The organism is Novosphingobium sp. GV079 (genome assembly GCF_003058045.1).
Classification (GTDB): domain Bacteria; phylum Pseudomonadota; class Alphaproteobacteria; order Sphingomonadales; family Sphingomonadaceae; genus Novosphingobium; species Novosphingobium capsulatum.
In genome coordinates this window covers 1-10,301 of record NZ_QBUE01000034.1, presented here as the reverse complement: position 1 = coordinate 10,301, position 10,301 = coordinate 1, and the positions used below count along the sequence as shown (strand labels likewise).

Below are 10,301 nucleotides of genomic sequence, written 5' to 3'. Positions count from 1 at the left end.
TTCGTGGCAAAGGTGCGCGAGGCATCGCTGATTGCCGAGCCCGACGCCTCCACGTCGAAGGGCCGCGACGAAATCCGCAAGGCCGCCGCCAAGGTCACCCGCACCAAGACGATGCTCGACCAGGCCCGCAAGGATCTGACCGCCGAGTATCGCAAGAAGACCGCCGACATCAACGAAGCCGGCAAGGTGGTGGTCGAGCAGCTGGACGCACTCGCAGACGAGGTGCGCCAGCCGCTGACGGCCTGGGAAGAGGCCGAAAAGGAGCGCGAGCAGCGCTGCACCGAGATCCTGACCTGGCTCCAGAACGCCAGCACGGTGACGATCGGTGAAACGTCGGCTGCCATCCGCCAGCGCGGCAAGGACGTGTTCAACACCCAGATCACGAAGGAGCAGTTCGGCAAGCGCTACGATGAAGCGGTGCTGCTCAAGGACACCGCCACCAAGGCGCTGCTGGCTGCGCTCGATACCGCCATTCAGCGCGAAGATGAGCAGGCCGAACTGCAGCGCCTGCGCGAGGAAGCCGCGGCGCGCGCAGAGCGGGACCGCATTGAGCGCGAGGCACGCGAGGCCGAGGAACGCCGCGCTGCCGAAGCTCGGGCAGAAGAAGAGCGCCGCGCTGCCGCCGAGAAGGCCGAAGCAGAGCGCATCGAGCGCGCCCGCCAGCAGGCCGCCGAGGAAGCGGCGCGTCAGGTGGCCGAGGCCAAGCAGCGCGAGATTGACGAAGCCAATCGCCGTGCGGCCGAAGCCGAGCGGGCCGCCGAAGAAGAACGCCGTGCCGCTGAGGCCGAGCGCCAGCGCATTGCTGCTGAACAGGCCGAGGCCGAGCGCGTTGCTGCTGCCGAGCGTGCCGAACAGGAGCGCCGCGAGCGCAGCCGGAAACATCGCCAGGTAGTCATGACCCGCATCAAGGAAGCGATCATGGCTGCCGGTCCGGTGGACGAGGCCCAGGCCACCTCCATCGTCAAGGCACTCGTTGTCGGCGCCGTGCCCCACACGGCGGTGGCCTTCTGACAATGACCGTCCGCAATCCCTTTGCCGAAGACTTCGATCCGGCTGCCGAGCCTCCCCGGCGGCCGGCGTCCCCGCCGCCGTTTCCCCCACAGGGCGGCGGGGACACCCTCACCCCGTTTGACGATGGCTATGTGGCGCCGGAGCCTGAGCCGGAAGCAGTCAAGCTGCCGCTGATCACCGAGCCGGGGGCGTATCCCGACATCGACGGCGATCTCTACCATCGGGTAGAAATCTGCGATTCCGCTTCGATCAGTTCGACCGGCCTGAAGCAGATCGAGAACGAAAGCTGCGCCCACTACTGGCACGATTCCCCGCTCAATCCGAAGCGGCCAGTGCAGGAGCAGAAGACCCACTTCAACGTGGGCAAGGGCGTTCATGATCTTCTGCTGCTCCAGGATCTGTTCCCCAAGCAGTATCTGATCATGCCCGAAGGCTACGATGGCCGCTTGGCGCGCTGGCGCGATGCCAAGGAAGAGCGTGCCGAGGCCATGCGCTCCGGCGTGCCGGTGCTGACTGCAGACCAGGCCCGACTTGTCTATGCCATGGCTGAGCAGGTCGAGCGCGACGAACTGGCCAAAGCGCTGATCACGTCCGGCACCCCGGAAATGACCCTGGCCGCGCGTGATCCTGAAACTGGGGTCTGGATCAGGACCAAGCCCGACATCCTGCCCGATACCAAGGAAATCATTCCCGACATCAAGACGGCGATCTCGCTGCATCCCGATGCTTTCGAGAAGGCTGCCACACGCAACGGCTATTTCCAGTCGGCCGCTCTCTACCTCGACATCATCGAAGAGATTTACGGCCCGGCCGATGGCAAGCGCCGGTTCGTGCTGATCGGCGTCGAAAGCGTGCCGCCGCATGTAGTGCAGATCTACCACCTCGATGACGAAAGCATCCAATTGGGCCGGATGCTCAATCGCAGCGCGCTGAACAAGTTCGCCCGCTGCCTGCGCACTGGCGTCTGGCCGGGATATTCCAAGCCCGAAAGCCCGATCCTGCCCCTGCAAATGTCCGCATGGGCGCAAGCCCAAATCAACCGCCGCATCGATGCTGGCGAACTTTCCTGGGAGGGCTGAGGTGTCCGAAATTCAGATCGGCGAGCAGTTTGGCAAGTGGACTGCTTTGGGCAGGGTTCGCGCTCAATGGGGTGGGAGAGAGCGCAATCTGATTGCGTGCCGATGCGATTGCGGGACCGAAAAGGCCATCCCGCTGAATGACCTTCGTGTTGGCAACACCACCCAGTGCCGCACCTGCGGAAATCGGCAAAAGGCAGCACTGAAGTCGCGGTTAACGCACGGCATGACTGACTCGCGACTGCACCGCATCTGGACGCAAATGCGGAAGCGCTGCGACTCCAAATCTTGTCCAGATTATCCTCGATACGGCGGTCGGGGAATCTCGGTTTGTGCTGAATGGCAAGCATTCGAGCCGTTCCAGCGATGGGCGGACCAGAACGGGTATGCCGACCATTTGACGCTCGACCGTCGCGATAACGATCATGGTTATTGCCCCGAGAATTGCCGCTGGATTGGTCGAACCGACCAGAACCGTAATCGGCGCGACAACAAGCGATACCCGTTCGCTGGGCGAATGATGATGGTCTCGGAAATCGCCGAGATCACTGGCCAGCCGCTCACGATGCTCCGCCAACGTATCCAGACCTACGGGTGGAGCATTGATCGGGCCACCACTGAGCCGGCGCGCCAGCATCGCACCCAACAGACCAACAGGAAGGAAGTATCCGCGTGAACCTGCTGTTTTTCGACACTGAGACGAGTGGATTACCTGACTTCGGGTCGCCCTCTGATGCGCCGCACCAGCCGCACCTGGTGCAGATCGCCGGCATGCTGACCGATACCGCCGGCAACATGATCGATGAATGGTCCACGCTGGTTCAGCCGGGCCCCGGCGCCACCATGCACCCCAAGGCCTTTGAGGCGCATGGTATCTCGCTGGAGCGGGCCATAGACGAAGGCGTGCCTTTGGCTGAGGCTTGGGACCGTTTTGCCGCCCTGCTTGATCAGGCCAGCGGTGTGATTGGCCACAACGTGCCGTTCGACATTCGCATCATGCGCATTGCTGGCGCCCGCGCCACGGGCAGCAAGTGGGACTGCCCGCTGCCGCATCGCTGCACGATGAAGATGGCCACGCCGATCATGAACCTGCCGCCAACCGAGCGGATGCGCGCCGCCGGCTTCAACAAGCCCAAGGCGCCCAATCTCACCGAATGCATGCGGTTCTTCTTCGATGAGGACCACAGCCAAGCCCACGACGCCCTGGCCGACGTGCGCGCCAGCAAGCGCGTCTATTTCGCCATCAAGGAAAGGCTCGCAAAGTGAACGACGTCACCCCCCAGCAGATCCACCAGCAGGCCAACCGCGTGCCGGCCGGCAGCCAGGCCACCAACATCGAACAGGCCCGCGCCATTGCCGAAGTGCAGGCCATGTTCCTGGTGGCTAAGCAGGCGCCGCGCGATGAAGGCCAGGCCATGCAGCGCGCTTTGGCAGCTTGCAGCGAATATTCGGTGGCCTCGCGCGCCTTCTTCTCGTTCCCGCGAGGCAAAGAAAGCGTAACCGGGGAATCGATCGTTCTGGCCACCGAGCTTGCCCGGTGCTGGGGCAACATCGATTACGGCATCATGGAACTGGCCCGCGACGACAACGCCGGCCACACCGAAATGCTGGCATTTGCCCGCGACCTCGAAACCAACACGCGATCGAGCCAGACCTTCATCGTGCCCCATGCCCGGGACACGCGCAGCGGCCGGCGCCCGCTGAACGACATGCGCGACATCTACGAGAACAACGCCAACAATGGCGCCCGCCGTCTGCGCGAATGCATTTTTCGTGTGCTGCCTTCATACGTGAAGAACGCTGCTGCCGATCGCTGCCGTGAGGTGCTGGAGAAGGGTCAGGGCGATATTCCGCTGCCTCAGCGCATTGCCAAGGCGATCGATGCATTCTCCAGCATCGGCATCAATCTCGATCGGCTCATGGCCAAGCACGGCCCCACCAACAAGTGGACTGGTGTCGAGATTGCCAACCTCGAAATCGCGTTCCGCTCGATCAAGCGCGGCGAAACCAGCGCTGATGAGGCTTTCCCGGCGGTCGAAACCGTCGCTGCAGTCACCGATGAGGTGCGCAAGTCTGTGGCGCGCGGCAAGGCGGCCAAGGCCGAGCCTAGCCAGCAGGCTGCCGAAGCCACCGCCACCGACCAGAGCCACGCCGAGCCAGACACCAGCTGGATGGATCTCTCCACCAGGCTGAGCGATGCGATCTTCCTGGCAGGCGACAAGGCCGGCCTGGAAGCGGTCGAAGCCGAGTTCCTGGCCGTCGCCAGCACGTTCCCCGAGAAGGAGCGCGCCGCCATGCAGGCCGAGATCTACAAGGCTTTCAAGGCGCTGGAAGACTGACATGGCACAGGGCCCCATCCCCATGCTGCCGGCGCTGGCCGCACCCGCCGAGATCCTGGATACCGCGCGCTTGAACTGCGCCGCGCGTGCTCAGGATCGCGATCAGGCAGACCTCGCCGTGTCGTTCCTCGAAGGCGGCCAGGACTGTGGCTGGTCGATGCGCCATGAGGTCGCCAAGCTGCTGGCTGAAAGCGCCAAAGGCGGTGCGGCATGAGCGGCGAAGGCATCTTGCCGGCGGCGCACAGGTGTTTCGTGTCGAAGCCCGACGCTGACCTGCACCTGACCAATGCCGAGCGCAGCGTTCTCGAATGGCTGCAGATCGGCCCCGCCTCAAGCGCAGAACTAGCCGCGCGCCTGCGCACGACGCCCGAGACGATCAAGGTGCATGTCTGCCGTCTCCGCAAGAAGGGCTTTGCCATCTACTCGCCGCGCAAAGCGTCGATGGCTGGCACCCGCAAGGGCGTGGATCAGTCCTATCGCCTGGGCGACGGGGCATGATGTGGCGCTCCAGCCCAACCCTGGCAGCGTGCCGCGCGACTGCATCATCCTCGATGACGAGGGCACCGTCACCGGCTTCCGCAAGGTGCATGTCGTGCTCTTCAATGGCCACAGCACCCGCGCCGCCGGCCAGGAGCCATGGCCCGCTGGTGGCGCTCGGCCACCGACCAATTGGGGCCTGAGCAAGCCTCCCCACCCGTTCGAAATCAAAGCCTACGAGGTCGTTTGATCATGACACGCGAACAACTCGACATTCCGATGATCATCTTTGCCGCCGTGCTGGTGGTCAGCATGCTGGCCGCCCGGGCCTGTGCGCTCTGCGGCCTCACCTGGGGCGAAACTGTGCTGGTGGTGTTCGGCATGCTGGCGCTGGGCGCTGCTGTCGGCGCCGCCATTCGCTCGCTCTGGCTGTGAGGGAGGTGGATATGTCCATTACCGCCATCACCGCCATGTCCATGCCCGAAGGCGATTATGCGATCGTCGAGGCTCTTGGCCACCGCACCCTGATCGGCCGCGTCGTTGAGGTTGAGCGCTTCGGCACCAAGATGCTGCAGGTCGAGCCGCTATTCGGCTCCGTGATGCTTGATCCGGTCCTGCTGGGCGGCTCAGCGATCTACCAGTTCACGCCGTGCAGCGCTGAAACGGCATATGCGCGCCGGCCGCAGCAGGTGCACCAGCTTTGCGCCAGCGTCCTGGCGATTGTGCCGCCGGTTGCCCTGCCGTCGAACAACGAGTTGCCCGGTTTCTTTGCCGCCGATGACAGCGACGATGATGGCGACTGCCAATGGGAAGCCAGAGAGGCGAGAGTGGCGCGCCTTGGGGACGACATCGATATCGATGACGAAGGGAGGCCGTTCTGATGCCCGGCCCCTACCAAGCCACCGGCAAGCAGGTGCTGCGCGACAACGCGCACTTCCTCGACGCCAGCACGCCCGAAATCGCCGCGGCACTGGCACTGCTGCTCAACCATGCACGCGTTGCGGTCTGCCCCGGCCTGCCGGTCGAAGAGATCGAGCGGATGAAAGAGGTGCTTTGGTCGTGATTACCGAACAGAAACCTGCCCGCGCCAGCTATGACGAAGTGGTCAATGCCCTTCGAGCGCTGCGCAAGGACATCGATGATCTGGTGAATCATAGCCAGGGCGTCGCTGGCCTGCACATGAACGGCGACATTGCCGAATGGGACAGCCTGCTGCCGGGCGGAAGCTTCGAGAATTGGATGTTGTCTGTCAGTGATGCGGATGAAGTCTTGGCCCGCGTGGAAATTCCGGCCGATCCGCAGCCCGCGCCGCTGACCGCCGAAGCCCTGGCTGATGCTCTGGGCTGCTTCTGGAATGCGGCAATAACGGCGGCGCACAACGCGCGCGATCCAGTTGCCATGTCTGTTGCCAGCGTGACGGTGGAAGGTTTCGCGGCGGTGGCCAATCGCTTGATGGAGGTCGCCAATGGCTGACACCGCAATCGAATGGGCCTCCAAGGTCTGGAACCCCGTCGTGGGCTGCTCGCTCCAGTCGCCCGGCTGCACTAACTGCTATGCAATGCGCATGGCCTGGCGCCTGCAAGCTATGGCCCCGAAGGCAGACGGCACCGGCAACTATGGGCTGACCCATTACGAAGGCACCGTGCAGGAAAGCCGGGGCGGCCCGGTCTGGACGGGCAAGGTCAACGTCGCACCTGATAACGTGTTTCTGGCGCCGCTGCGCCGCAAGAAGCCCACGGACTATTTCGTCAACTCGATGTCTGACCTGTTCCACCCGGCCGTGCCATTCGAAGTGGTCGACCGCGTGTTTGCCGTCATGGCGTTGTCGCCCCAGCACATCTTCAAGGTGCTGACCAAGCGCAGCGATCAGATGCGCGCCTATCTAGGCGACCCAGCTACGCCGGTACGTGTGGCTGCGCAGATCATTGTCTTGGCGATGCGCCCTGACCTGCCGAAGCTGAACATTCTCCCGGCGCTGGCTCCGCGCGCGCGCGAGGAAGACCCGGAGATTGCAGTGTGGCCGCTCCCCAACGTGTGGGCGGGCGTGAGCGTGGAGGATCAGCGCCGCGCTGATGAGCGCATCCCTGACCTGCTGGCCGCGCCCGCCGCCGTGCGCTGGATCAGCGCCGAGCCGCTTCTGGGGCCTGTGCGGCTCGATCACGTCAAAATGTTCGACCACGAAACCCCGGAGGGTGGGCGCGAAGCCGGATGGGAAAGCGCGCTGAACGGCAAGCGGTTCGATCCATGGAGTGATGGCGAAACCGATGGGTGGCCAAAGATCGACTGGGTAATCGTCGGCGGCGAGAGCGGCCCCAGCGCCCGCCCGATGCATCCCGCCTGGGCACGCTCGCTGCGCGACCAGTGCGCAAGCGCCGGTGTCCAGTTCCTGTTCAAGCAGTGGGGTGAATACGCGTCGGTCAGCGAAGTGGAAGGCCCCGGCAAGCACCACCAGTTTCCTGACGGGGCCACGGTTCGGAAGGTTGGCAAGAAGCTGGCCGGCCGCCTGCTCGATGGCGTCGAGCACAACGGGATGCCGGAGGTGCGCCATGGGTGAGCGCATCCTGTCATTTGAACGACCGCCTCATGCCACCAACCATTGCCGCCACTACAGCTATGAGCGTGGCAAGTCCTGGTTGGATGGTGGCCCGCGCTGCGCTGTCGGTGTCGATCTGAGCGCTCCAGGCACTTCCGGCCAATGCATGCCGGAGCCGCGTGGAACATGTGCCCAGCGGCAGGAATGGACTGACGAAGAGCGCGCAGCCTGGTCAAGCGCGGTCGAAGCCGGAATGGCGCGCATGGTGGCGGCCATCGCCGCACTGCCTGCGCCTATCCCTCTGCGCACGTCCGGCAGCGTGGAATGCCCCAATTGCCTTGGCACGCTCAGCTACTCGCGCTGGCACCGCGGCGCCGAGATCTGCTGCGCCACGCCCGGCTGCACGTCGGCGCGCTTCAACATCGCGGCCGGTGCAGACTGGCCCGCGCGCAAGGGCGCCGGGCGCACCAAGGAAACAGGAAAGGGCCAGGAAAATGTCTGACCGCCCCATCATTTTCAGCGCGCCGATGGTGCGCGCCCTGCTGGCTGGCACCAAGACCCAGACGCGGCGGCTCTGTGCCCCGGCCAACGATGCTGGCCTGAGCTTTGTCGTGGCGATCGATGACGATCCGGCAAAAGCGGGTTGGTTCGGGGACGAAGAAGGCGAGGTGCAGTTCTTCTCGCGCTATGCCCCCGGCGACCGGCTCTATGTCAGAGAAGCTTGGCGCGTCAGCAAGATGCACGACGCCACCGCTCCGCGTGATCTTGAGCCGCGGTCCATGACAGTGGCATTCGAAGCCGGCGGCAGCATCGCCAACCAGGACCGCATCGGGGATTGGCGGCCATCCGACACGTCCTATACCCAAGCGGATTGGATGGGCCGGCGCCGCCAAGGCATGCACATGCCCCGCTGGGCCAGCCGCCTGACGCTGACCGTCACCGATGTGCGCGTGGAGCGGCTGCGCTCGATCAGCGATCGCGATGCGGTGGCCGAAGGGCTTGAGAGGGCTTGCGCCTTCGGGCTTCTGCCCGCCTATCGCGGCTCACCAGACCTTGAGCCCCGCATCTATCCCGATAGTGCTTATGGCGACCTCTGGGACAGCCTCCACACCGCCCCCGGCACGCGCTGGGATGACGATCCGTGGGTGGTCGCGGTCAGCTTCGACGTGGCCCACGGCAACATCGATGGAGGGCAGCATGGCCTACGCTGAAACCACCACCGTCCCGTTCGAGAAGTCGATGGCCGAGATCGTCGGCATCGTCCGTCGCGCCGGCGCCGGCCAGATCATCCAGGCCGAGGGCGATGGCGAGTTCGTGATCCAGTTCACGCTGGCCGAACGTCAGATCCGCTTCCGCTTGCCACTGCACACCACCTATTCCGGCCCAGCAAAGTCGGGCAATGGCCGCGCGATCGATGGCAGCAAAGTGCTGGAGCAGCGCAACCGCCAGCGCGGCCGCGCCCTGCTGCTGGTGATCAAGGCCAAGCTGGAGAGCGTCGAGAGCGGGGTGGAGACGTTCGAGGAAGCGTTCCTGGCCCACGTCGTCATGAGCGATGGCCACACCGTCTACGAGCGCATTTCGCAGGGGCTGGCACTGGAATACCAGCAGGGCCGGCCTGATCCTGTGGCTGGGCTGCTGGGAGGGCCGAACAATGGCCGGTGAAGTCGCCATCCTGAATGTCGGCGCCGGCGATACCAAGCTGAGCTTCGACCCATCGAACCCGGCCGAAGTGGCCCGTGCCGCCAAGATCGTGAAGGACATGATCCGACGCGGTTTCGCCCTGCTGATTGAAGTCGGTCGAGACGACAAAGGGCCGCTTTACCGCAGGGCCCACGACTTCGACGCCACGACCAACGAATACATTGTCGCCGGCACGCCCGGCGAAATCGAGGAACCCAGCCATGAGCAAGAACCGGCAAGCGCGCCGCGCAAAGGCCGCAAAGCAGCGCCGCGCCAGCGTATCCCAGCCGCAACGACCAATGCCGTCACTGTCGCGCGGACGGCAGGCGGCTAGGGCGCTGGATGGGCATGCCGGTTTGCGCGATGCCCTGTTCGAAATTGCGAACGAGCGCGGGCATTGGGCTGGCATTCCGATGCCGCTTGACGGCGAGCGCCTGATTATCGAGCCGACATTCCCGCACGCCGAGGCGCTGATGGGAATGGGCAAGCAGCCGGATAGTGCTGATGACGAAGGTTGGAGGCTGCGCAACCAGTGGTATTCGCGCCACCACCGTTGCGACATCTTGATCATGGAGAAAAACGGCAAGATCGATTGGGGAAAGTTGCCCGCGTTCCACCACATCAGCCACGATCTCAGCACGCTTGGCTGCTCCGAGGCATGGGGCATAGAGCAGGAAGGTCGCGCGATCGATTTGCTCGGCAAGTTGCTGCGCCATCGCCAGTTTAAGCAGTATCTGATGACCGGTATGTTCCTCGAAACCAGCAAGCGTTCGGGGGTGACCTACCTGTTTCGCCGTCTCAAGCCGACCGTGGCACTGCGCCCAGGTCGCACCGACCGCGAGCGGATGCGCATTCTCTGCGCTCTCTGCATGCACCCGATCGCCTATTATGCCGGTAGCTGGGCCGGCGCCATGTGTCCGACCGATGACGTGATTGCCCATCTATCCCTGATGCGCGGCGACGAAGCGATGTTCTGGCGGCGCAGCAACCAGCATCCTCCATATCGACCGGAGGCAGGTCTATGACGCGCCCCACCTATCCCCGCATCAACTGCGTCATCCCCGGCTGCAAGCGCGGCTCTACCCGCTACCAGCCCGGCACTGAACTGCTCTGCGGCAAGCACTGGCGCATGGTGCCGCTGTCCTGGCGGCGCAAGATGGCGCTCTACCGCCGGGCGCGCACGCT

The 10,301-nt window shown here is 64.4% G+C and carries 18 protein-coding genes; all 18 read left to right on the top strand.

Annotated elements, in window-relative coordinates; translation table 11 throughout:
* The coding region (locus C8K14_RS21730; RefSeq protein WP_208110671.1) for a hypothetical protein at positions 1-1,011 on the top strand (1,011 nt) is incomplete at its 5' end.
* A gap of 2 nt (positions 1,012-1,013) precedes the next feature.
* Positions 1,014-2,090, top strand: coding sequence for a PD-(D/E)XK nuclease-like domain-containing protein (locus C8K14_RS21725; RefSeq protein WP_107719178.1), 1,077 nt, complete (start codon positions 1,014-1,016; stop codon positions 2,088-2,090).
* Position 2,091: 1 nt separating this feature from the next.
* On the top strand, positions 2,092-2,763 hold the full coding sequence (locus C8K14_RS22515; protein WP_133726913.1) for a hypothetical protein: 672 nt from the start codon (positions 2,092-2,094) through the stop codon (positions 2,761-2,763).
* Positions 2,760-3,353, top strand: a complete 594-nt coding sequence (locus C8K14_RS21720) for a 3'-5' exonuclease (protein WP_158271998.1) — start codon at positions 2,760-2,762, stop codon at positions 3,351-3,353. Before C8K14_RS22515 ends, C8K14_RS21720 begins: the two co-directional genes overlap by 4 nt.
* Positions 3,350-4,426 carry a hypothetical protein gene (locus C8K14_RS21715; RefSeq protein WP_199223797.1) on the top strand — a complete coding sequence of 359 codons (1,077 nt, stop codon included), beginning with the start codon at positions 3,350-3,352 and terminating at the stop codon, positions 4,424-4,426. Before C8K14_RS21720 ends, C8K14_RS21715 begins: the two co-directional genes overlap by 4 nt.
* Position 4,427: 1 nt before the next feature.
* On the top strand, positions 4,428-4,640 hold the full coding sequence (locus C8K14_RS21710; RefSeq protein ID WP_107719174.1) for a hypothetical protein: 213 nt from the start codon (positions 4,428-4,430) through the stop codon (positions 4,638-4,640).
* Entirely contained in the window at positions 4,637-4,924 is a 288-nt protein-coding gene (locus C8K14_RS21705; protein ID WP_107719172.1) for a LuxR C-terminal-related transcriptional regulator, read from the top strand. Before C8K14_RS21710 ends, C8K14_RS21705 begins: the two co-directional genes overlap by 4 nt.
* A gap of 1 nt (position 4,925) precedes the next feature.
* Entirely contained in the window at positions 4,926-5,153 is a 228-nt protein-coding gene (locus C8K14_RS21700) for a hypothetical protein (RefSeq protein ID WP_107719170.1), read from the top strand.
* 2 nt (positions 5,154-5,155) lie between these two features.
* Entirely contained in the window at positions 5,156-5,338 is a 183-nt protein-coding gene (locus tag C8K14_RS21695) for a hypothetical protein (protein WP_107719168.1), read from the top strand.
* A gap of 11 nt (positions 5,339-5,349) precedes the next feature.
* A complete protein-coding gene (locus C8K14_RS21690) occupies positions 5,350-5,784 on the top strand; it encodes a hypothetical protein (protein WP_107719166.1) in 435 nt (144 codons plus the stop codon).
* The gene (locus C8K14_RS21685) at positions 5,784-5,966 is read left to right on the top strand and encodes a hypothetical protein (protein ID WP_107719164.1); all 183 of its coding nucleotides are present in this window, start codon (positions 5,784-5,786) and stop codon (positions 5,964-5,966) included. Before C8K14_RS21690 ends, C8K14_RS21685 begins: the two co-directional genes overlap by 1 nt.
* Positions 5,963-6,376, top strand: coding sequence for a hypothetical protein (locus C8K14_RS21680; protein ID WP_107719162.1), 414 nt, complete (start codon positions 5,963-5,965; stop codon positions 6,374-6,376). Before C8K14_RS21685 ends, C8K14_RS21680 begins: the two co-directional genes overlap by 4 nt.
* The gene (locus C8K14_RS21675) at positions 6,369-7,457 is read left to right on the top strand and encodes a phage Gp37/Gp68 family protein (RefSeq protein ID WP_107719160.1); all 1,089 of its coding nucleotides are present in this window, start codon (positions 6,369-6,371) and stop codon (positions 7,455-7,457) included. Before C8K14_RS21680 ends, C8K14_RS21675 begins: the two co-directional genes overlap by 8 nt.
* 145 nt (positions 7,458-7,602) lie before the next feature.
* A complete protein-coding gene (locus tag C8K14_RS21670) occupies positions 7,603-7,938 on the top strand; it encodes a hypothetical protein (protein WP_199223796.1) in 336 nt (111 codons plus the stop codon).
* Complete coding sequence (locus C8K14_RS21665; RefSeq protein WP_107719156.1) at positions 7,931-8,647, top strand: hypothetical protein; 717 nt, start codon at positions 7,931-7,933, stop codon at positions 8,645-8,647. Before C8K14_RS21670 ends, C8K14_RS21665 begins: the two co-directional genes overlap by 8 nt.
* Positions 8,634-9,098, top strand: coding sequence for a hypothetical protein (locus C8K14_RS21660; RefSeq protein ID WP_133726912.1), 465 nt, complete (start codon positions 8,634-8,636; stop codon positions 9,096-9,098). The genes C8K14_RS21665 and C8K14_RS21660 overlap by 14 nt, the downstream gene beginning before the upstream one ends.
* Positions 9,088-9,450: a hypothetical protein gene (locus C8K14_RS21655; protein WP_107719152.1), complete on the top strand. Its 363-nt coding sequence runs from the start codon at positions 9,088-9,090 to the stop codon at positions 9,448-9,450. The genes C8K14_RS21660 and C8K14_RS21655 overlap by 11 nt, the downstream gene beginning before the upstream one ends.
* Positions 9,338-10,141, top strand: a complete 804-nt coding sequence (locus C8K14_RS21650) for a hypothetical protein (RefSeq protein ID WP_158271997.1) — start codon at positions 9,338-9,340, stop codon at positions 10,139-10,141. Before C8K14_RS21655 ends, C8K14_RS21650 begins: the two co-directional genes overlap by 113 nt.
* Positions 10,142-10,301: the final 160 nt, after the last annotated feature.

What these genes read in the sequence shown, in the direction of transcription:
- C8K14_RS21710 (WP_107719174.1), top strand. Translation starts at nt 4,428, where the DNA reads ATGGCACAGGGCCCCATCCCCATGCTGCCGGCGCTGGCCGCACCCGCC.
- C8K14_RS21725 (WP_107719178.1), top strand. Translation starts at nt 1,014, where the DNA reads ATGACCGTCCGCAATCCCTTTGCCGAAGACTTCGATCCGGCTGCCGAG.
- C8K14_RS21670 (WP_199223796.1), top strand. Translation starts at nt 7,603, where the DNA reads ATGCCGGAGCCGCGTGGAACATGTGCCCAGCGGCAGGAATGGACTGAC.
- C8K14_RS21690 (WP_107719166.1), top strand. Translation starts at nt 5,350, where the DNA reads ATGTCCATTACCGCCATCACCGCCATGTCCATGCCCGAAGGCGATTAT.
- C8K14_RS21650 (WP_158271997.1), top strand. Translation starts at nt 9,338, where the DNA reads ATGAGCAAGAACCGGCAAGCGCGCCGCGCAAAGGCCGCAAAGCAGCGC.
- C8K14_RS21660 (WP_133726912.1), top strand. Translation starts at nt 8,634, where the DNA reads ATGGCCTACGCTGAAACCACCACCGTCCCGTTCGAGAAGTCGATGGCC.
- C8K14_RS21685 (WP_107719164.1), top strand. Translation starts at nt 5,784, where the DNA reads ATGCCCGGCCCCTACCAAGCCACCGGCAAGCAGGTGCTGCGCGACAAC.
- C8K14_RS21695 (WP_107719168.1), top strand. Translation starts at nt 5,156, where the DNA reads ATGACACGCGAACAACTCGACATTCCGATGATCATCTTTGCCGCCGTG.
- C8K14_RS21655 (WP_107719152.1), top strand. Translation starts at nt 9,088, where the DNA reads ATGGCCGGTGAAGTCGCCATCCTGAATGTCGGCGCCGGCGATACCAAG.
- C8K14_RS21705 (WP_107719172.1), top strand. Translation starts at nt 4,637, where the DNA reads ATGAGCGGCGAAGGCATCTTGCCGGCGGCGCACAGGTGTTTCGTGTCG.
- C8K14_RS21675 (WP_107719160.1), top strand. Translation starts at nt 6,369, where the DNA reads ATGGCTGACACCGCAATCGAATGGGCCTCCAAGGTCTGGAACCCCGTC.
- C8K14_RS21665 (WP_107719156.1), top strand. Translation starts at nt 7,931, where the DNA reads ATGTCTGACCGCCCCATCATTTTCAGCGCGCCGATGGTGCGCGCCCTG.